The organism is Shinella sp. WSC3-e, assembly GCF_945994535.1.
GTDB classification, from domain to species: Bacteria; Pseudomonadota; Alphaproteobacteria; order Rhizobiales; family Rhizobiaceae; genus Shinella; species Shinella yambaruensis.
On sequence record NZ_OZ000535.1, the window covers coordinates 168,596 to 188,859 of the forward strand.

Sequence of the window (20,264 nt, forward strand, 5' to 3'; positions counted from 1 at the left end):
GGCGTCGGATAATGCGGCAGAACAAGAATCTGGAGCCTTGCGGACCCGCACCAGGTAGCGCGAATTCCCCGCCGCCGGTTCAGGGCGCGGGCGCCTTCAGCGGGCCAAGCGCGCTCAGGTGCTGGCGCATCGCCTCGGCGGCCTCTCCATTCCGGCCGTCCAGCACCAGTTCGAGGATGTGCACATGTTCGGCGCAGCGCTGGCGGGCCTGTTCGCGGTCCACCCGCTGCTGGTACTCGATGAGCCGGCGCAGCCGGTCGACGCGCCGGAGGCTTTCGATGAAGAAGGCGTTGCGGCTGCATTCGGCGATCGCCTCGTGCATCTCGCTGTTCGTCTCGAACAGGCGCACGGCCGAGATCTCCAGGATCTCCCCCGCCACGAAACGGCGCTGCTGTTCGAGATGCCGCTCCAGCACGGGCCGGTTGAGCGTGAAGCCCGGCTCCAGCAGCGCGGCCGGCTCGATCGCCTGGCGAAAGCTGTAGCTCTGCCGGTAGGTCTCCATCGAGGTCAGCACCGGCAGGAAGCGCCAGCCGTGCCCCGGCAGCCGCTCCGCCCAGCCCTCCTCCGACATGCGCCTGAGCAGGGCCTGCAGGCGCGGGCGGGTGATGCCGTAGCGGCGCAGGAGCTCGTTCTCGCTCGTCCGGTCGGGGATCTCGCCGGCCAGCCGGTCGCGGGCGATGGCGAGATAGACCTCCTCGCCGCCGTCGGGCGCCGGCGTGCTGGCGGCAAGCGCCTTCGCGGCGGAAGGATCGGCCACCTTGAAGCCGCCGCGCTCGGCCGCCGTCAGCACGCCGGCGCGCTGCAGTTCGCGCAGCGCCGTGCGGATCGGCGAGCGCGAGACGAGGAAGCGTTCCGCAAGGCTGCGCTCGGTCAGGGGCTCGCCGGGCGCCAGCCGCTCGGCATGCACGAGCCGGGCGATCTCGTGGGCAAGGGTGCTGGCTATCTGGGTCATCGGCGCTCCTGGATGGCCTGTGCCTTGTCGCATGTTCCGCGGGCTTCGCCAAGCGCCGGTTCTTTGTGCTTGCATAGTACCAGGATTCGGGCTATTGGACTTTTGTCATTTCAAAACACCAAGGAGAGTGCGCCGGCAGGACCGGCGCCGCCAGATTGATTGCCTGTGGATTGTCGTATATACGCGCTTAATACCATCCAGGGGTCGATCATGAACGAACTTCATCGCTCGCTGGCGGACAAGATCGTCCGCCATATCAGGACATCGGCCATGGAACGGGGACAGCACCTGACGGAAGCCAGCCTCCAGTCCCTGTTCGGCACGTCGCGCCAGCCGATCCGCTCGGCGCTCGGCATCCTGGCCGACCAGGGCATTGTCGAGCGGGTGCCCAACAAGGGCTTCTACCTGCGCGATCCCGACCGCATCGCCGCCGATCCGCTGCCGGCGGCCAACGAGACGTCGGACGAGGCGACCTATCTGCGCATCGCCGAAGACCGCCTGTCGCGCCGCCTGCCGGACCGGGTCAGCGAGACCGACCTGATGCGGCGCTACGGCGTGTCGCGGCTGGGGCTGCGGCGCATCCTGACGCGCATTTCCGGCGAGGGCTGGATCGAGCGCAACGAGGGCCGGGGCTGGACCTTCGCGGTGCTGATCGATTCCGTCGAGGCCTACCGGGAATGTTACGACCTGCGCCAGGCGATCGAGGTGCACGGCATCCGCTCGCCCGAGTTCCGGGCCGATCCCGCCGTGCTCGCGGACCTGCGCCGCCGGCAGGAGATCGTCGCCGACGGCGGCTGGCGTCGGCTCAGCCAGATGGAGCTGTTCGAGGCGAATTCGTCCTTCCACGAGGGTCTCGCTGCGCTCTCCGGCAACCGTTTCCTGGTCAACACGGTGCAGAAGCTCAACCAGCTCCGCCGCCTGATCGAATACCGCCAGACGCTGAATGCCGAGCAGGTGCGCGGCCAGAATGCCGAGCACCTCGCCATTCTCGACGCGCTGGATGCCGGCGATACCGGCAGGGCGGCGGACCTGATGCACGACCACCTCGGCAGGGCCAAGCTGCGCAAGGCCCGTGCTGAAATGTTTTCCGGTGGCCCCGCTGGCGGGCCGAGCAAGGGAGGTGACACATGACACGCGTACTTATACCCGCAGGCGCGCTGGGACTGGGCTATGACCGCGCGGCGCTGGAGCGCGGCGTCGCCAACCGGCCCGACATCATCGCCATCGACGGCGGATCGACGGACAGCGGCCCGTCCTATCTCGGGCGCGGCGTCTCGAAATATTCGCGCGCCTCGACCAAGGTGGAGTGGCGCGAATTGATGCAGGCGCGGGCCAAGGCCGGCGTGCCGCTCGTCATCGGCACGGCCGGCACCTGCGGCGCCGATGCCGCGGTCGACTGGCTGTTCGACATCACCCGCGAGATCGCCCTGGAGGAGGGCATGCAGGTCAAGGTCGCGACGCTGAAATCCGGCCAGCCGAAGGAACGGGTTAAGGCCGCGCTCGGCGAGGGCCGCCTGCACGCGCTGCCCGCTGCGCCCGACATCAACGAGGCCATCGTCGACGACTGCACCAACATCGTCGCGCTGGCCGGCGTCGAGCAGGTGGCGGCGGCGCTCGCCACCGGGGCGGACATCGTCATCGCCGGCCGCACCACGGACACCGCCATCATCGCGGCCCTGCCGGTCGTACGCGGCGACCATGCCGGCGCCGCCTGGCACGGCGCCAAGGTCGGCGAATGCGGGGCGCTCGCCACCACGCAGCCGAATTCCGGCGTGATCCAGATCGATTTCGACGCCTCGGGCTTCACCATCGAGCCGATGGCCGCCGATGCCGCCGCGACGCCCTACACCGTCTCCGCCCACATGCTCTACGAGAACTCCGACCCCTTCATCCTGCACGAGCCGGGCGGCCATCTCGACGTGACGCGGTCGGAATACGAGGCGCTCGACGGGCGCCGGGTGCGCGTCGAGGGCTCGAAATGGGTGCCGGGGGGCTACACGGTCAAGCTGGAGGGCGCCCGCATCGTCGGCTACCAGACGGTCGGCCTCGCGGTGGTGCGCGAGCGCCGCTATGTCGAGCATGTGCGCGAATGGGCGGCGGATGTCGAGGCCAGGGTGCGCGACAAGATCGTCGCCCGCATGGGCCTTGCCCCCGATGCCTTCACCGTCGAGATCCGGCTGATCGGCATGGATGCGACGCTCGGCGCGCTGGAGAACCGCCACGACATTCCCGTCGAGGTCGGCATTCTCGGCATCCTCACCTGCCCGACCGCCGAGCTGGCGGCCGAGGCCGGCAAGATCCTCAACCCCTATCTCCTGCACCATCCCCTGACCGAGGACGAGCCGATGCCGACCTTCGCCTTTCCCTTCTCGCCCGCCGAAATGCAGCGCGGCGCGCTCTACGAGTTCTGCCTCAACCATGTGATGGAACTGGACGACCCGCTCGCCGCCTTCGTGCTCGAGACGCATGAGGTGGGGCATGCCTGAACTGGGAAGCCTCGTCAGCAAGGTGCGCTCCAAGAATGCCGGGCCGTTCTGGCTGACGGTCGATGTCTTCTGCGACGATCCGGTGACCTATGCCCGGGTGCGCGACGGGCTGAAGGACGCCACGGTGGCGAAGCTCTTCGGCGTCGAGCAGCAATTGCTCAAGCGCTTCGACATCCCGGCGCTCAACGTGGTGAAGTTCTCCGTGCCGCGCCCCGTCGTCCAGGGCACGCGCGCCGACCGCGACATGCACGGCGCCGGCTGGGCCTGCCTGCTGGAGGAACTGCAGATCGACTGACCGGCCTGTTGCGCACGGTTTCCTTTCGACGCCCTCTGCCTCCGGCAGGGGGCGTTTTGTTTGCAGGCCGAGGTTGCCGGCGCTCCGTTGTTTTCTTTTGAAACGATGTCGCTTCAGCAGTGGCCTATGAACAATGGAGATGACGGCCACCCCCCTCTGCCCGGCAGGGCAGAGGGGGGCTGCACCGGGTCCGGAACCCGGACCGCTTATTGCGCGGAACCGTTGCCTCCCAACGGCAACAACGGTGTTGCGCAATCGATAATATTGTCGTAAGTGTATTATTAAGACAACGGCAAGGAGGCCGGTGTCTGTGTTGCCGCTCGGCAGCACCGGGGCTTTCGGCCCGGACTTTTTGGGAGGAAATTATGATCAAAGCAGTTTTTGCCGCAGCATTGGCGTTTTCGCTTTCGGCCGCAGCGCCGGCCCTTGCCGATCCGGCCGTGGTGATGGCGCCGGGCGGCGCCGGCGGCGGCTATGACGCCATGGCGCGCCTGCCGTTCGAGGCCATGTCGAAGGAAGGCATCTTCACCGATGGCGCGACCTTCACCAACAAGGGCGGTGCCGGCGGCACGATCGGCCTTGCCGAATTCGTCGGCGCGAACCGCGGCAACGACAATGCCGTCATGTCGATGGGCGTCATCCTGGTCGGGGGCATCCTGCTCAATTCCTCGCCCGTCACGCTCGACGACGTGACGCCGCTGGTGCGCCTCACCAACGATACGGGCGTCGTCGCGGTGGCGACCGATTCCCCGATCAAGACGGTGGACGACCTCGTCAAGGCGATGAAGGAGAACCTCGGTGCCGTGTCGATCGGCGGCGGCTCGGCCGGCGGCGTCGACCATATCGTGATGGCGCTGATCGCCAAGGAAAGCGGTCTGGAGCCGGCCAGGCTGAACTACATCCCCTATGACAGCGGCGCGGAAGCCGTGACCGCGCTCGGCGGCGGCGCCGTGACGGTCGCCGTCTCGGGCGTCTCGGAATTCAAGCCGATGGCCGATGCCGGCCGCATCCGCATCATCGCCGTCACCTCCGAGGGCCGCGTCGAGGGCATCGACGCGCCGAGCCTGAAGGAAGCCGGCCTCAACGTGGTCGTCGGCAACTGGCGCGGCATCGTCGGCGCGCCCGACATGTCGGCGGAGGGCCGTACCATGTGGCTCGACCGCTTCGCCAAGATGCACGACAGCACTGCCTGGAAGGACATCCTGGCCAAGCAGGGCTGGGAAGACGCCTATCTCGCCGGGGATGATTTCGTCGCCTTCCTGAACGACGAAAAGACCCGCATCGGCGCAATCCTGAAGGAAGCCGGCCTCACCAAGTAAGCCGCCGCCGCGCTTTTCGAAAGGATGTCTGACATGACGGAACGCCCCTATTGGATTGCGGCGGGAACGGTCGGCTGGGGAGCCATCGTTTTCTTGAAGGCCGCGGAACTGCCCCAGTTCGACCAGTACGCCCATGTCGGCCCGGGCTTCATGCCCTCGGCCGTCGGGCTCGGCCTGGTCGTTCTGGGCCTGCTGCTGGCACTGCAGATCTACCGGGGCGTTCCGTTCGAGGAACAGGGCGCCGAGGACGTGAGCGAGGACCACAAGGTCAACTACATGGCGCTCGGCCTTGCCGCGGCCGCCAGCGCCCTGCCGATGCTGACGATGAAGCCGCTCGGCTTCGTCATCACCTGCACCGGCTGTTTCGTGCTGGTCGCGGCGGCCTTCAAGTCGCGCCGCTGGCATCTCGACCTGGTGCTCGGCTTCGGCTTCTCGCTTTTGTGCTGGTGGCTCTTCCGCAAGCTGGGCGTCCAGCTCGGCGGTCTTCTTCCGATGATGGGGGTGTAGGATGGACGCGATCACCGGCCTGATGAACGGTTTTTCCGTCGCCCTGCAGCCGCAGAACCTGTTTTGGGCCTTCGTCGGCACCTTCATGGGCACCGCCATCGGCGTGCTGCCCGGCATCGGCCCGGCGCTGACCATCGCGCTGCTCCTGCCCGTCACCGTCTATATCGAACCGACGGCGGCCTTCATCATGTTCGCCGGCATCCTGTACGGCGCGATGTATGGCGGCTCCACCACCTCGATCCTGCTCAACACGCCCGGCGAGAGCGGCTCGATGATGACCGCGCTGGAAGGCAACAAGATGGCCCGCCAGGGCCGCGGCGCGGCGGCGCTCTGCACGGCCGCGATCGGCTCCTTCGTCGCCGGCACCATCGGCACGCTCGGCATCACCTTCCTCGCCCCGCCCATCGCCGAGCTCGCCTTCATCTTCAAGCCGCAGGACTATTTCGCCCTGATGCTGCTCGCCTTCCTGTCCGTCTCCGTGGTGATGGGGACGTCCAAGGTGCGCGGCTTCATCGCGCTCTTCCTCGGCCTGTCGCTCGGCGTCGTCGGCATCGACAAGCAGACCGGCCTGCAAAGGCTGACCTTCGGCGTGCCGGACCTCATGGACGGCGTCGAGATGACCGTCGTGCTCGTCTCGCTCTTCGCCGTCGGCGAGACGCTCTATGTCGCCAGCCGCTTCGGCTTCCAGAAGCCCAACCTCAATCCGCTTTCCGGCGGCATCTGGATGACGAAGGAAGACTGGAAGCGCTCGTGGAAGCCGTGGCTGCGCGGCACCGGCTTCGGCTTTCCCATCGGCGCGCTGCCGGCCGGCGGCGCGGAGATCCCGACTTTCCTCTCCTATACGGTCGAGCGCAACCTGACCAAGCATCCGGAGGAGTTCGGCCATGGCGCCATCGAGGGCGTGGCCGGTCCCGAGGCCGCGAACAACGCCGCTGCCGCCGGCGTGCTGGTGCCGCTCCTGACGCTCGGCCTGCCGACCTCGGCCACCGCCGCGATCCTGCTCGCCGCCTTCCAGAACTACGGGCTGCAGCCGGGGCCGCTGCTGTTCATCAACTCCGCCGATCTCGTCTGGGGCCTCATCGCCTCGCTCTATGTCGGCAACCTGATGCTGCTGATCCTCAACCTGCCGCTGGCGGGGCTGTGGGTGCGGCTGCTCTTCATCCCGCGTCCCTATCTCTATGCCGGCATCCTGATCTTCTCGCTGGTCGGCATCTGGGGCGTGTCGAACTCCTGGGTGGACCTTGCCATGATGGCCGGCGTCGGCGTGCTCGGCTACATGATGCGCGTCTATGATTTCCCGATCGCGCCGGTGCTGATCGGCCTCATCCTCGGGCCGATGGCGGAGGTGCAGATGCGCCGGGCGCTCGCCGTGGGGCAGGGGGATCCGACGGTCTTCGTCTCCACCCCGCTCTCGGCCGTGCTCATCGCCGTCTCGGTCCTGATCCTGATCGTGCCGGCGATGCTGCACTGGCGGCGCACCCGCAAGATCGACATGCCCGACGAAACCGCCGGCGTCTGACGCCGCCCACCATCCACGCCGATGCCTGACCGGCCGCCTCCCTGCGGCCGGGCGGGCGGTCGCAACCCTCCGGGAGCCCGAAATGGCCGAAACGCTTTATTTTAGAGCCGAAGACCTGATCCGATACGCCAAAGCCCTGTTCCTCTCCGTGGGCATGAGCGAGGCGGACGCGGCGCTGATCGCGGGCGACCTCGTCAAGGCGAACCTGCGCGGCGTCGACAGCCACGGCGTCAGCCGCATCCCGATGTATCTGGAGCGGCTGAAGCGCGGCCTCGTCAATCCGCGCCCCGACGTGACGGTGACGAAGGCGGCTGGCGCCGTCGCCGCGGTCGACGGCGACAACGGCATGGGCTTCATCGCCTCGAACATCGCTATGAACGCCGCCTGCGACATTGCCGGCGAGATGGGCATCGGCCTTGCCGGCGTCCGCCGCTCCACCCATTTCGGCATGGGGGCGTGTTATGCGCTGCGCGCCATCGAGCGCGGCTTCATCTCGATGATCTTCACCAATTCCTCGCCCGCCATTCCGATGTGGGGCGGGCGCACCACCTTCCTCGGCGCAAGCCCCATCGCCGCCGGTATTCCGGGCGGCAAGCACCCGCCCTATCTCATGGACATGGCGATGACGGTGATTGCGCGCGGCAAGATCCGGCTCGCCGCCATGAAGGGCGATCCGATAGCCGAGGGCCTGGCGCTCGATGTCGAGGGCAACCCCACCACGGACGCCGCCAAGGCCTTCGAGGGCGTCTGCCTGCCCTTCGGCGGCGTCAAGGGCTCGGTGCTGGCGACGCTGATGGACCTGATGTCCGGCGTCCTCACCGGCGCGAATTTCGGCGGCGACGTGAAGAGCCTCTATTTCGACCATTCCGAGCCGCAGAATGTCGGCCACCTGTTCTTCGCCATCAAGCCCGACCTCTTCCTCTCGCTGGACGATTTCGGCGCGCGGATGGATGAATTCTACGAGCGCATCAAGCGGCTGCCGCGCGCGGCCGGCGTCGAGGAGATCATGATGCCGGGCGAACCGGAGCAGCGCCGCGAGGACGAGCGCCGCCGCACCGGCATTCCCGTCACCGGCAATGTCGTCGCGGACCTTGCCGCCGAGGGCGCGGGCGCCGGCATCGCCGTGCCGGAAGGCAGCGCGGCCCCATTCGAGGCGGCCTGATGAACCGTCTCTCCGCCCATATCGGCTATCTCTACGCAGACCTGCCGCTTGCCGAGCGGCCGGCGGCGGCGGCGCACGACGGCTTCACCGCCGTCGAGCATCCGGAGCCCTGGGCGGTGCCGGCGAAGGAGATGCGGGCCCGCCTTGCCGATCTCGGCCTCACCTTCTCGCAGGTCACCTCGGGCATGGGCGATGCGGCTGCGGGCGAGAAGGGCCTTGCCGCGCTCGCCGGCCGCGAGGCGGAGTTCCGCGCCGGCTTCGACCGCGCGCTCGCCTATGCGCTGGAGGTCGATTGCCCCTTCGTCCACCCCATGGCGGGCGTGCCGAAGGGCGGGCTCCTCGATGCCGCCGAGACCTACAGGCTCAACCTCTCCTGGGCGCTGAACCGGGTGGAGGGCAGCGGCGTGCGGGTGCTCGTCGAGGCGATCACCATTCCCGGCTACCACATGGGCAGCCTTACCCTCGCTGCGGACCTGCAGGACCAGTTCCAGGGCCGTTTCGCCCTCCTGTTCGACACCTACCATGCCGCCGTGCTCGGCGAGGACCCGCGCCGCTGGATCACGCGGAACGCCGGCCGCCTCGGCCATGTCCATATCGCCGACCATCCCGGCCGCCACGAGCCGGGAACCGGCACGCTCTCCTTCGAGTCCGTCCTTACCGCCCTCACGGCGGCGGGCTATGCCGGCGCCATCGGCTTCGAATACATCCCCTCCGCCGCGACATCCGCCAGCGCTGCCTTCCTGCCCGGCTGGAAGCGGCTCCTTTCCGAAAAGGTTTCGCCATGACAGCCATCACCTCCGTCAACCCCGCCACCGGCCGGCCCATCCGCAGCTTCGACCTGCAGGACGATGCCGCCGTGGACGCCGCTTTGGAAGCGGCCGCCCGGGCGCAGCGTGCCTGGCGGCGCGTGCCGGTCGGCGAGCGCGTGGCGCTGCTCACCCGCATGGCCGCGGCGCTGCGCGCCGGCAAGGCGCGCTATGCCGGGATGATCGTGCGCGAAATGGGCAAGCCCATCGCGGAAGCCGAGGCCGAGATCGAGAAATGCGCGTATAATTGCGACTTCTATGCCGAGCATGCGCCGGCCTATCTCGCCGACGAGCCCGTCGCCTCCAATGCCAGCGAAAGCGTCGTCGCCTTCGAGCCGCTCGGCGTGGTGCTGGCGATCATGCCGTGGAACTATCCGTTCTGGCAGTATTTCCGCTTCGCCGCCCCGGCGCTCGCCGCCGGCAACGGCGCCATCCTCAAGCATGCCAACAACGTGCCGGAATGCGCGCTCGCCGTGCAGGAGGTGATGGAGGCCGCCGGCGCCCCGGCCGGGCTGACGGCGACGCTCCTCGTCGACACGTCCAGGGTCGCCGGCCTCATCGCCGACCCGCGCATCGCCGCCGTGACGCTGACCGGCTCGACCGAGGTCGGCGCCATCGTCGCCGCGCAGGCCGGCAAGGCGCTGAAGAAGCAGGTGCTGGAGCTCGGCGGTTCCGACCCGTTCATCGTGCTCGCCGATGCCGATCTCGACGCCGCCGCCGAGACCGCCGTCAAGGCGCGCTACATCAATGTCGGCCAGTCCTGCGTCAACGCCAAGCGCTTCATCGTGGAGGAGGCCGTGGCGGACCGCTTCACCGCGCTCTTCGTCGAAAAGGCCGCCGCGCTGACGATCGGCGATCCCATGGCGCGCGACACGAAGATCGGCCCGATGGCCCGCGAGAACCTGCGCACCGGCCTGCACGAGCAGGTGAAGCGCTCGCTCGCCGAAGGGGCCGTGCTGAAGCTCGGCGGCGCGCCGGTCGAGGGCGACGGCTTCTACTATCCGCCGACCGTGCTCGATCATGTCCGGCCCGGCATGACCGCCTTCCGTGAGGAGACCTTCGGCCCGGTCGCCGCCATCATCCGCGCGAAGGACGCAGACGAGGCCGTCGCCATGGCCAATGACAGCGAATACGGCCTCGGCGCCGCGCTCTGGACGGGCGACGTAGCCCGCGGCCGGGCGCTTGCCGCCCGCATCGATGCCGGCGCCGTCTTCATCAACGGCATGACCGCCTCCGACCCGCGCTACCCCTTCGGCGGCATCAAGCGCTCCGGCTACGGGCGCGAGCTCGGCGTCTACGGCATCCGCGAATTCGTCAACGTCAAGACCGTCTGGATCGGTCCTTCCAAGTGAGGTCCCACATGCCCGAACCTGCCATCCTGCGCCCGCACGAACTGAAGACCAACGATCGCGGCGGCGGCGCGCGCACCACGCCGCTCGTCACCCGCCGCTGCGGCTCCACCAGCATGATCAACGGCATCACCGCCTTCGATCCCGGCGCCGCAATCGGCCTGCATTTCCACAATTGCGAGGAGAGCGTCATGGTGATCGAGGGCGAGGCGATCGCCGAGATCGACGGTGTCGAGCACCACCTCGCCACCAACGACACGACCTGGATCCCGGCCAACGTGCCGCACCGCTTCATCAACGCGTCGGACAAGCCGATGCGCATCTTCTGGACCTATGCCACGGTCGACGCCACCCGCACCATGGTCGCGACAGGCGAGAGCCGGTCGATCGACGCCGAACACGGCCACGCACCGAAATGACGGAGAAAGCCCTGCCGCCGGCTGCTACCCATCGGACGGCAGGGCAATCGCATATGGAATTCAACGTTGCCGCCTTCCCCTTCTCCCCCGCGGGGAGAAGGTGGCCCGAAGGGTCGGATGAGGGGGTGATTCGGGTGGGATTCCTAACTTCCCTGCCTTCGCCATCCCCCTCATCCGCCTGCCGGCACCTTCTCCCCGCGGGGGAGAAGGGGAAGAACGGTAATGCCGAATTCCATATGCGATTGCCCTGTAGCTGACAGGGGGTATGGCGCGCAGCCTTTTCTATGGCGCGGCATGACCTTGCGGAGCGGCCCGCAGCCGCGCCAGCGCCGCCACGATCGCCCGCCCGGCGGTCTCGACGTCCCCGGCCGAAATATCGAGATGGGTGACCAGGCGGATGCGGCTTACGCCCTCGACATTGACGCGGATCGCCGCGCCGAGCAGCGCCTCGGCCAATGCGCGCGCGGCAACGCCCGTGCCGGCAAGGTCGAGGAAGAGGATGTTGGTGAAGCTGCTCTCGGGTTGCAGCGTCAGGCCCGGCACGCCGGCAAGGAGCGCGGCAAGCCGCCGGGCATTGTCATGGTCCTCCGCCAGGCGCGCGACATTGTGGTCGAGCGCATAGAGCCCCGCGGCGGCGAGGATGCCGGACTGCCGCATCGCCCCGCCGAGCCGGTGCTTCCAGACCAGGGCTTCCTCGATGAAGGCCTCCGGTCCCGCCAGCACGGCGCCGACCGGGCATCCCAGTCCCTTGGAGAGGTCGATCCAGACGCTGTCGCAGGGCGCGGCGAAGCGCGCCGCCGCAAGGCCGGTGGCGACAGCGGCGTTGAGCAGCCGCGCGCCGTCCATGTGCAGCGCAAGCCCCTTCTCCTGCGCCAGCGCCTTCAGGGCGAGGATCTCCGCCTCGGGCCAGATGCGCCCGCCGCCCCGGTTGGTGGTCTGCTCGATGGCGATGACCCGGCTGCGCGGCGAACGGTGGCGCGGCGCCCGCAGCCGGCGGGCGACGTCCTCCACGGAAAAGAGGCCCGTCGCCGTCTCGATCGGCCGGAACTGCGCGCCGGAAAGCGCGGCCGCCCCCGCCCCCTCCGAGCCGAAGACATGGGCGTTCTCCGCGCAGACGATCTCGTCCCCCGCCCGGCAATGGACGAGGAAGGCGATCTGGTTCGCCATCGTCCCGGACGGCAGGAACAGCGCCTTCTCCTGCCCGAGAAGCCCGGCCGACCGCGCCTCCAGCGCCAGCGTCGTCGGGTCCTCGCCCCGCTGCTCGTCGCCCACGGGCGCCGCCGCGATGGCCTGGCGCATGCCCTTGGAGGGGCGCGTCGCGGTGTCGGCGGCAAGATCGATGAGGCGGGGCTGTGTCGGCATGTCTCGTCGGTCCTTCCCGTGTTCGAAATCGGCCGGGACTATGCAGGGACCGCCCGGCGAAAGGCAAGCCGGCCCCTCAGGCAAGACGGTAGGGGATCGTCTCGCGGATGTCGGGATCGACTTGCAGGCGGCCGCGGATCGGCGGGACGGCGCGGCTCGGACAGTTGCCACGCTCGCACAGCCGGCAGGAAATGCCGATCGGCTCGAAGCGGGAGCGCTCGCCGATCGCAAGGTCGTCGGCATAGACGAACTGGTCGGCATAGGAGACCTCGCAGCCGAAGGCGAGCACATAGCCCGTGCGCGTGGCGGCAAAGCCGCCGGTGCCCTTGAAGGTCTGCGTCGCAAGACAGAGATAGCGCACCCCGTCGGGCGTTTCGGCCAGCTGGCGGATGATGCCCTGCGGCACCTCGAAGGCCCGGTGGGCGTTCCACAGCGGACAGGCCGCGCCGAAGCGGGCGAATTGCAGCTTGGTCGCGCTGTGTCGCTTGGTGATGTTGCCGGCGCGGTCGATCCGGGCGAAGAAGATCGGCACGCCCTTGCTGCCCGGCCGCTGCAGCGTGGAGAGCCGGTGACAGACCTGTTCCAGCGAGGCCTCGAAGCGGGCGGAGAGCAGTTCGATATCGTGGCGCAGTTTTTGCGCGGCGGAAAGGAATTCACCGTAGGGCATGACGAGGGCGCCGGCGAAATAGTTGTGCAGCCCGATGCGACAGATGTCCCTTGCTTCGTCCGTGCGAAAATTCGCCCGCTGCACGATCTCCTCGATCTCCTGTGCCGCATGGAGCTGGGAGACCTGGTGGGCGAGCTGGAAGACCTGCGTCGGGTTCGCCGAGAGCCGGTTGAGGGTCAGCACCTTCCGCTCGCGGTCGTAATGGCGCAGCGGGCCGTCATTGGTCTCGGCGAAGGCGACCGAGACGCCGAACTGCTTTTCAAGGTGGCGCACGAGGGCGGACCTGCGGTCGAAGCCCGCACCGTAGAGGCCGGCCGCCAGCGTTTCGGCAAGAACATCGAGCGCGTGCACGTAGTTGTCGACGAAATGGAAGAAGTCGCGCACCTCCTCGTAGGGCGTGGCGCCGAGGCCGGGGGCGTTCTCGCGGTCGTGGTCGAGGCTCGCCAGCTGCTCGCTCTTGCGGCGATAGGCCTGGTGGGCGAGCACGAGTGCATGGGCGAGCGCCGGGGCGTTCTGCGAAATCAGCTTGAGTTCCTGGAGGGAAGGGCTGAAACTCTCGAAGATCGGGTCGGCGAGCGCCTCGCTGAGCGCCGAGAGCAGCCGGTCGGTCTCCCCGCGCGAAAGCTCGCTGATGTCGAGGTTGAACTTGTCGGCGAGCTGCAAGAGCACGGCGGCGGAGACGGGGCGCTGGTTGTTCTCGATCTGGTTGAGGTAGCTGGTGGAGATGCCGATGCGCTTGGCGAACTGGCTCTGCGTCTGCTGGCTCGCCACGCGCAACTCGCGCACCTTCAGGCCGATGAACAGTTTTCCGAGTGCCATGTTCGCAATTTCGCAAGTTTCAATTCGCGAATTTATAATTCCACATTCGCGCCCGATCAAGACTTCAGCAAACCTGTGCAAACCGGTATGACTACCAGACGACACCAGTGGGAGCCTTCATGCGCGACATCCTTGAACAACTCGAACAACGCCGCAGCGAGGCGAGGCTCGGCGGCGGCCAGAAGCGCATCGACGCCCAGCACGGCAAGGGCAAGCTGACGGCGCGCGAGCGCATCGAGGTGCTGCTCGACGAGGGCTCCTTCGAGGAATACGACATGTACGTCACCCACCGGGCCGTCGATTTCGGCATGGCGGGGCAGACCTTCGCGGGCGACGGCGTCGTCACCGGCTGGGGCACGATCAACGGCCGGCAGGTCTATGTCTTCAGCCAGGATTTCACCGTGCTCGGCGGCTCGCTGTCGGAAACCCATGCCCAGAAGATCTGCAAGATCATGGACATGGCGGTGCGCAACGGTGCCCCGGTCATCGGCCTCAACGACAGCGGCGGCGCGCGCATCCAGGAGGGCGTCGCCTCGCTCGCCGGCTATGCCGAGGTGTTCCGCCGCAATGCGGAGGCCTCCGGCGTCATCCCGCAGATCTCCGTCATCATGGGCCCCTGCGCGGGCGGCGCCGTCTATTCGCCGGCCATGACCGACTTCATCTTCATGGTGCGCGACACGTCCTACATGTTCGTGACCGGCCCGGACGTGGTGAAGACCGTCACCAACGAGATCGTCACCGCCGAGGAACTCGGCGGCGCCGGCACCCACACGAAGAAGTCCTCCGTCGCCGACGCGGCCTACGAGAACGACGTCGAGACGCTGGAGAATGTCCGGCTGCTCTTCGATTTCCTGCCGCTCAACAACCGCGAGAAGCCGCCGGTCCGCCCGTTCCACGACGACCCCGCGCGCCTCGAGATGCGCCTCGACAGCCTCGTGCCCGAAAGCTCGACCAAGCCCTACGACATGAAGGAGCTGATCCTGGCTCTGGCCGACGAGGGCGATTTCTTCGAATTGCAGGAGGCCTTCGCCCGCAACATCATCACCGGCTTCATCCGGCTGGAAGGCCAGACGGTCGGCGTCGTCGCCAACCAGCCGATGGTGCTGGCCGGCTGCCTCGACATCGATTCCGCCCGCAAGGCCGCGAAATTCGTGCGCTTCTGCGATGCCTTCTCGATCCCGCTCCTGACCCTCGTCGACGTGCCCGGCTTCCTGCCCGGCACCGCGCAGGAATATAACGGCATCATCAAGCACGGCGCCAAGCTGCTCTTCGCCTACAGCCAGGCGACGGTGCCGATGGTGACGTTGATCACCCGCAAGGCCTATGGCGGGGCCTATGACGTCATGGCCTCCAAGCATATCGGCGCCGATGTCAACTATGCCTGGCCGACCGCCGAGATCGCCGTCATGGGCGCCAAGGGCGCGACCGAGATCCTCTATCGCTCGGAGCTCGGCGATGCGGAGAAGATCGCCGCCCGCACGAAGGAATACGAGGAACGTTTCGCCAATCCCTTCGTCGCCGCCGAGCGCGGCTTCATCGACGAGGTGATCATGCCGCATTCCTCGCGCCGGCGCATCGCCCGGGCCTTCGCATCGCTGAAAAACAAGCAGGTGGAGACGCGCTGGAAGAAGCACGACACGATACCCCTTTGACGAGGGCGGGGAGGATGGAACGGCCGGAACTGACGCCGGAGGAGGCACGCAAGGATCACTGGCACATGCTGCGCTTCATGATGCTGCATGCGCTCGTCGGCGGCCTGATCGGCGCGGCGACGGCCGCCGCCGTCATCGTCCTCGATATCGGCGGCATCGGCACGCGCATCGCCCGCGCGGCGGATCCGGTCATGCCGGTGCTGCTGCTCGTCGTGCCCTTCGCCTCGCTGTTCGGCGGGGCCGCGACGGCCTCGGCCATCCTGCTGATGCCTTACGAAAAGAAATACAAAGACAGACCGGGACCGGAAGACACCTGATGTTCAAGAAAATCCTGATTGCCAATCGCGGCGAGATCGCCTGCCGCGTCATCAAGACCGCCCGCAGGCTCGGCATTCCCACCGTCGCGGTCTACTCCGATGCCGACCGCAACGCGCTGCATGTGACCATGGCCGACGAGGCCGTGCATATCGGGCCGGCGCCGTCGGCACAGTCCTACATCGTCATCGACCGCATCCTCGACGCCATCCGCAAGACCGGCGCGGACGCCGTGCATCCCGGCTACGGCTTCCTGTCGGAAAACGCCGCCTTCGCCGAGGCGCTGGAGAAGGAGGGCGTCGCCTTCATCGGCCCGCCGGTCGGCGCCATCCAGGCGATGGGCGACAAGATCACCTCGAAGAAGCTGGCGGCGGAGGCGGGCGTCAACACGGTGCCGGGCCATATGGGCCTGATCGAGGATGCCGACGAGGCGGTGACGATCGCCTCGCGCATCGGCTATCCCGTGATGATCAAGGCGTCCGCCGGCGGCGGCGGCAAGGGCATGCGCATCGCCTGGAACGACGCGGAGGCGCGCGAGGGCTTCCAGTCCTCCCGGAACGAGGCGAAGAGCTCGTTCGGCGACGACCGCATCTTCATCGAGAAGTTCGTCACGCAGCCGCGCCATATCGAGATCCAGGTGCTGGGCGACAAGCACGGCAGCACGCTCTATCTCGGCGAGCGCGAATGCTCGATCCAGCGGCGCAACCAGAAGGTCATCGAGGAGGCGCCGTCGCCCTTCCTCGATGCGGCAACGCGCAAGGCCATGGGCGAGCAGGCCGTGGCGCTGGCGAAGGCCGTCGGCTACCATTCCGCCGGTACGGTGGAGTTCATCGTCGACGGGAACCGCAATTTCTACTTCCTCGAAATGAACACGCGCCTGCAGGTCGAGCATCCGGTGACGGAGCTCATCACCGGCATCGACCTCGTCGAGCAGATGATCCGCGTCGCCGCCGGCGAAAAGCTGGCCTTCGGGCAGGACGACGTGAAGCTGGACGGCTGGGCGATCGAAAGCCGCCTCTATGCCGAGGACCCCTACCGCAACTTCCTGCCGTCGATCGGCCGCCTCACGCGCTACCGCCCGCCGGCCGAGGGCAAGGCGGCCGACGGCACGGTCGTGCGCAACGATACCGGCGTCTACGAGGGCGGCGAGATCTCGATGTATTACGACCCGATGGTCGCCAAGCTCTGCGCCTGGGCACCGGGCGAGGGGGCGGAGGCCCGGCTTGCGGCGGTGGATGCCATGGCCCGCGCGCTCGACGCTTTCGAGGTCGAGGGCGTCGGCCACAACCTGCCGTTCCTGTCGGCCGTCATGCAGCAGCCGCGGTTCCGCGAGGGCCGGCTGACAACCGCCTATATCGCGGAGGAGTTCCCGGACGGCTTTAACGGCGTCGAGCCGGATGGAGAGGCCGCGCGGGTGCTTGCCGCCGTCGCCGCCTCGGTCAACCAGGTGATGCAGGCCCGCGCCGTGCAGATTTCCGGCACGATCGGCAACCACCGCCGCGTCCTCGGCAAGGACTGGGTCGTGCGCTTCGGCGAGACCGAGCTTGCCCTGACGCTGGAAACCGGCGTGGAGGGCGCCAGCGTGCGCTTTGCCGACGGCACCGTGCTGCCCGTCGCCGGCAGCTTCGTGCCGGGCTCCACCCATGCCTCCTTCACCATTGCCGGCGAGACGGTCGGCATGAAGGTCGATCTCGTCGGCCCGGCCATCCGCCTGCGCTGGCGGGGCATGGACGTCAAGGCCCATGTCCGTTCGGGCCGGGTCGCGGCGCTGGCGCGGCTGATGCCGAAGAAGCAGCCGCCGGACACCTCGAAGATGCTGCTCTGCCCGATGCCGGGCGTCATCACCTCCGTCAGCGTCAAGGCGGGCGATACGGTCGAGGCCGGGCAGGCGCTCGCCGTCGTCGAGGCGATGAAGATGGAGAACATCCTGCGCGCGGAAAAGCGCGCGGTCGTCAGCCGCGTCGCCGTCGAGCCGGGCGCGAGCCTTGCGGTCGACGAGCTGATCATGGAGTTCGAATGATGGGAGTTCGAATGATGGCAAACGACCTTGATCGCGGCCGGCAGGAGGGCGCCCGATGAACGAGAAGACGATCGCCGACTGGCAGGCGCTGGCCGAAAAGGAGCTGAAGGCCTCCCCCGAGACGCTGACCTGGCAGACGCCGGAGGGCATCGCCGTCAAGCCGCTCTACACGGCCGCCGATATCGAGGGCATCGACCACTTGTCCTCGCTGCCCGGCTTTGCGCCCTTCGTGCGCGGGCCGCGCGCGACCATGTATGCGGGGCGGCCGTGGACCATCCGGCAATATGCCGGCTTCTCCACCGCCGAGGCCTCGAATGCCTTCTACCGCAAGAATCTGGCCGCCGGGCAGCAGGGCGTGTCGGTCGCCTTCGACCTTGCCACCCATCGCGGCTATGACAGCGACCATCCGCGCGTCGTCGGCGATGTCGGCAAGGCGGGCGTCGCCATCGACAGCGTCGAGGACATGAAGATCCTGTTCGACGGCATCCCGCTGGAGAAGATTTCCGTGTCGATGACGATGAACGGCGCCGTCATCCCCATCCTCGCCAGCTTCATCGTGGCCGGCGAGGAACAGGGCGTCCCGCGCGAAAAGCTGTCGGGGACCATTCAGAACGACATCCTCAAGGAGTTCATGGTCCGCAACACCTATATCTATCCGCCCGCCCCCTCGATGCGGATCATCGCCGACATCATCGAATATACCGCGCGGCAGATGCCGAAGTTCAACTCCATCTCGATCTCCGGCTACCACATGCAGGAGGCCGGCGCGACGCTGGTGCAGGAACTGGCCTTCACGCTGGCCGACGGGCGCGAATATGTCCGCGCCGCGCTCGCCAAGGGCCTCGACGTCGACGATTTCGCCGGCCGCCTCTCCTTCTTCTTCGCCATCGGCATGAACTTCTTCATGGAGGCCGCCAAGCTGCGCGCGGCGCGGCTCTTGTGGACGCGCATCATGCAGGAATTCGAGCCGAAGAAGCCGTCCTCGCTGATGCTGCGCACCCATTGCCAGACCTCCGGCGTTTCCCTGCAGGAGCAGGACCCCTACAACAACGTCATCCGCACCGCCTATGAGGCGCTGTCGGCAGCCCTTGGCGGCACCCAGTCGCTGCACACCAATGCGCTGGACGAGGCGATCGCGCTGCCGACGGAGTTTTCCGCCCGCATCGCCCGCAACACCCAGCTCATCCTGCAGAACGAGACGGGCGTGACCAGGGTGGTCGATCCGCTCGCCGGCTCCTACTACGTCGAAAGCCTCACCAGCGAGCTGGCGGAAAAGGCCTGGGCGCTGATCGAGGAGGTGGAGGCGATGGGCGGCATGACCAAGGCGGTCGATGCCGGCCTGCCGAAGCGGCTGATCGAGGAGGCGGCGACGCGCCGGCAGGCGGCGGTCGACAAGGGCGAGGAGGTGATCGTCGGCGTCAACAGGTTCCGCCTGGAGGACGAAGCGCCGATCGACACGCTGGAGATCGACAACACCGCCGTCCGCTCGTCGCAGATCAAGCGGCTCGAAGCGATCCGGCGCCGGCGGGATTCCGCCGCCGTCACGGCCGCGCTCGCGCGCCTCGAGGAGACCGCCCGCACCGGCGAGGGCAATATCCTGGACGCGGCTGTCGACTGCGCCCGCGCCAGGGCCACCGTCGGCGAGATCTCCGATGCCCTGCGCGCGGTCTTCGGCAACCATGTCGCCGAGCCCAAGGTCGTGCGCAACATCTACGGCAAGGCCTATGAGGGCGAACCGGAACTGTCGGTCCTGACGGAGCGTCTCGACGGCGTCGCCGAAAAGCTCGGGCGCAAGCCACGGGTGATGGTGGCCAAGCTCGGCCAGGACGGCCACGACCGCGGCGCCAAGGTCATCGCCTCGGCCTTCGGCGACCTCGGCTTCGACGTGCTGGCGGGGCCGCTGTTCCAGACGCCGGACGAAGCGGCCGCCATGGCCGCGGCGAAGGGCGTCGACGTCATCGGCGTCTCCTCGCTCGCCGCCGGCCACAAGACGCTGATGCCGCAGCTTGCCGAGGCCCTGAAGACCAAGGGCGGCGAGGACATCATCGTCGTCTGCGGCGGGGTCATCCCGCGGCAGGACTATTCCTATCTGATGGACAACGGGGTGGCCGCCGTCTTCGGCCCGGGCACCAACGTGCTCGATGCCGCCCGGACGGTGCTCGACCTGATCGAAGGCCGCCGCAGGAACCAGTGAGGCCAACATGCTGAAACGCGTCAACCATATCGCCATCGCCGTCCCGGATCTGGCAGCGGCGGCCAGCCGCTACCGCGACCTCGGCGTTGCGACGACCGAGCCGCAGGACCTGCCGGAACACGGCGTGCGCATCGTCTTCGTGGAGTTCGAGAACACCAAGATCGAGCTCCTGGAGCCGCTGGGGCCGAATTCGCCCATCGCCGCCTTCCTGGAACGCCAGCCGGCGGGCGGCATCCACCACATCTGCTTCGACGTGGACGACATTTCGGCGGCCATCGGCACGGCGACGGAAAACGGCATCCGCCTGCTCGGCGGCGGCGAGCCGAAGACCGGCGCGCACGGCAATCCTGTCGTCTTCGCCCATCCCAAGGATTTCCAGGGCACGCTCGTCGAGTTCGAGGAGAACTGACGGGAAGACCGC

At 67.8% G+C, this 20,264-nt stretch carries 18 protein-coding genes; 15 read left to right on the plus strand and 3 right to left on the minus strand.

Going from position 1 to position 20,264, the window contains the following annotated elements:
- Window positions 1–79: 79 nt before the first annotated feature.
- Window positions 80–952 carry a GntR family transcriptional regulator gene (locus AABF56_RS33180; protein WP_244768862.1) on the minus strand — a complete coding sequence of 291 codons (873 nt, stop codon included), beginning with the start codon at window positions 950–952 and terminating at the stop codon, window positions 80–82.
- A 210-nt stretch (window positions 953–1,162) separates the two neighbouring features.
- On the opposite strand from AABF56_RS33180, the gene AABF56_RS33185 reads away from it, so the two are divergent.
- From AABF56_RS33185 to AABF56_RS33230, 10 genes are all read left to right on the plus strand, one after another.
- The gene (locus AABF56_RS33185; RefSeq protein ID WP_244768863.1) at window positions 1,163–2,083 is read left to right on the plus strand and encodes a GntR family transcriptional regulator; all 921 of its coding nucleotides are present in this window, start codon (window positions 1,163–1,165) and stop codon (window positions 2,081–2,083) included.
- On the plus strand, window positions 2,080–3,438 hold the full coding sequence (locus AABF56_RS33190) for an acyclic terpene utilization AtuA family protein (RefSeq protein ID WP_244768864.1): 1,359 nt from the start codon (window positions 2,080–2,082) through the stop codon (window positions 3,436–3,438). Before AABF56_RS33185 ends, AABF56_RS33190 begins: the two co-directional genes overlap by 4 nt.
- Window positions 3,431–3,733 carry a DUF4387 family protein gene (locus AABF56_RS33195; protein ID WP_272808894.1) on the plus strand — a complete coding sequence of 101 codons (303 nt, stop codon included), beginning with the start codon at window positions 3,431–3,433 and terminating at the stop codon, window positions 3,731–3,733. Before AABF56_RS33190 ends, AABF56_RS33195 begins: the two co-directional genes overlap by 8 nt.
- 365 nt (window positions 3,734–4,098) lie before the next feature.
- On the plus strand, window positions 4,099–5,052 hold the full coding sequence (locus tag AABF56_RS33200) for a tripartite tricarboxylate transporter substrate binding protein (RefSeq protein ID WP_244768866.1): 954 nt from the start codon (window positions 4,099–4,101) through the stop codon (window positions 5,050–5,052).
- Between the two features lie 33 nt (window positions 5,053–5,085).
- Window positions 5,086–5,559 (plus strand): tripartite tricarboxylate transporter TctB family protein, encoded by a 474-nt coding sequence (locus AABF56_RS33205; protein WP_272808895.1) that lies wholly within the window; start codon window positions 5,086–5,088, stop codon window positions 5,557–5,559.
- Between the two features lies 1 nt (window position 5,560).
- Complete coding sequence (locus tag AABF56_RS33210) at window positions 5,561–7,078, plus strand: tripartite tricarboxylate transporter permease (RefSeq protein ID WP_244768868.1); 1,518 nt, start codon at window positions 5,561–5,563, stop codon at window positions 7,076–7,078.
- 82 nt (window positions 7,079–7,160) lie between these two features.
- Window positions 7,161–8,240 (plus strand): Ldh family oxidoreductase, encoded by a 1,080-nt coding sequence (locus AABF56_RS33215; RefSeq protein WP_272808896.1) that lies wholly within the window; start codon window positions 7,161–7,163, stop codon window positions 8,238–8,240.
- Window positions 8,240–9,025, plus strand: a complete 786-nt coding sequence (locus tag AABF56_RS33220; RefSeq protein WP_272808897.1) for a hydroxypyruvate isomerase family protein — start codon at window positions 8,240–8,242, stop codon at window positions 9,023–9,025. Before AABF56_RS33215 ends, AABF56_RS33220 begins: the two co-directional genes overlap by 1 nt.
- A complete protein-coding gene (locus tag AABF56_RS33225; RefSeq protein WP_272808898.1) occupies window positions 9,022–10,398 on the plus strand; it encodes an NAD-dependent succinate-semialdehyde dehydrogenase in 1,377 nt (458 codons plus the stop codon). Before AABF56_RS33220 ends, AABF56_RS33225 begins: the two co-directional genes overlap by 4 nt.
- An 8-nt stretch (window positions 10,399–10,406) precedes the next feature.
- The gene (locus AABF56_RS33230; RefSeq protein ID WP_272808899.1) at window positions 10,407–10,814 is read left to right on the plus strand and encodes a cupin domain-containing protein; all 408 of its coding nucleotides are present in this window, start codon (window positions 10,407–10,409) and stop codon (window positions 10,812–10,814) included.
- A gap of 282 nt (window positions 10,815–11,096) precedes the next feature.
- Here AABF56_RS33230 and AABF56_RS33235 read toward each other — a convergent pair whose 3' ends face one another.
- Window positions 11,097–12,176: a threonine aldolase family protein gene (locus AABF56_RS33235; protein ID WP_272808900.1), complete on the minus strand. Its 1,080-nt coding sequence runs from the start codon at window positions 12,174–12,176 to the stop codon at window positions 11,097–11,099.
- Window positions 12,177–12,252: 76 nt separating this feature from the next.
- Window positions 12,253–13,662: a helix-turn-helix domain-containing protein gene (locus AABF56_RS33240; RefSeq protein ID WP_272808901.1), complete on the minus strand. Its 1,410-nt coding sequence runs from the start codon at window positions 13,660–13,662 to the stop codon at window positions 12,253–12,255.
- 119 nt (window positions 13,663–13,781) lie between these two features.
- Between AABF56_RS33240 and AABF56_RS33245 the strand changes: the two genes are divergently transcribed.
- Genes AABF56_RS33245 through mce form a run of 5 tightly spaced genes read left to right on the plus strand, consistent with a single transcriptional unit; the run spans window position 13,782 to window position 20,252 of the window.
- Window positions 13,782–15,314, plus strand: coding sequence for an acyl-CoA carboxylase subunit beta (locus tag AABF56_RS33245; RefSeq protein ID WP_272808902.1), 1,533 nt, complete (start codon window positions 13,782–13,784; stop codon window positions 15,312–15,314).
- Between the two features lie 14 nt (window positions 15,315–15,328).
- Window positions 15,329–15,631, plus strand: coding sequence for a hypothetical protein (locus tag AABF56_RS33250; protein WP_272808903.1), 303 nt, complete (start codon window positions 15,329–15,331; stop codon window positions 15,629–15,631).
- Complete coding sequence (locus AABF56_RS33255) at window positions 15,631–17,649, plus strand: acetyl-CoA carboxylase biotin carboxylase subunit (RefSeq protein WP_272808904.1); 2,019 nt, start codon at window positions 15,631–15,633, stop codon at window positions 17,647–17,649. Before AABF56_RS33250 ends, AABF56_RS33255 begins: the two co-directional genes overlap by 1 nt.
- Before the next feature lie 55 nt (window positions 17,650–17,704).
- A complete protein-coding gene (scpA, locus tag AABF56_RS33260; RefSeq protein WP_272808905.1) occupies window positions 17,705–19,843 on the plus strand; it encodes a methylmalonyl-CoA mutase in 2,139 nt (712 codons plus the stop codon).
- 7 nt (window positions 19,844–19,850) lie between these two features.
- Window positions 19,851–20,252 carry a methylmalonyl-CoA epimerase gene (gene mce / locus AABF56_RS33265; protein ID WP_244768878.1) on the plus strand — a complete coding sequence of 134 codons (402 nt, stop codon included), beginning with the start codon at window positions 19,851–19,853 and terminating at the stop codon, window positions 20,250–20,252.
- Window positions 20,253–20,264 lie beyond the last annotated feature (12 nt).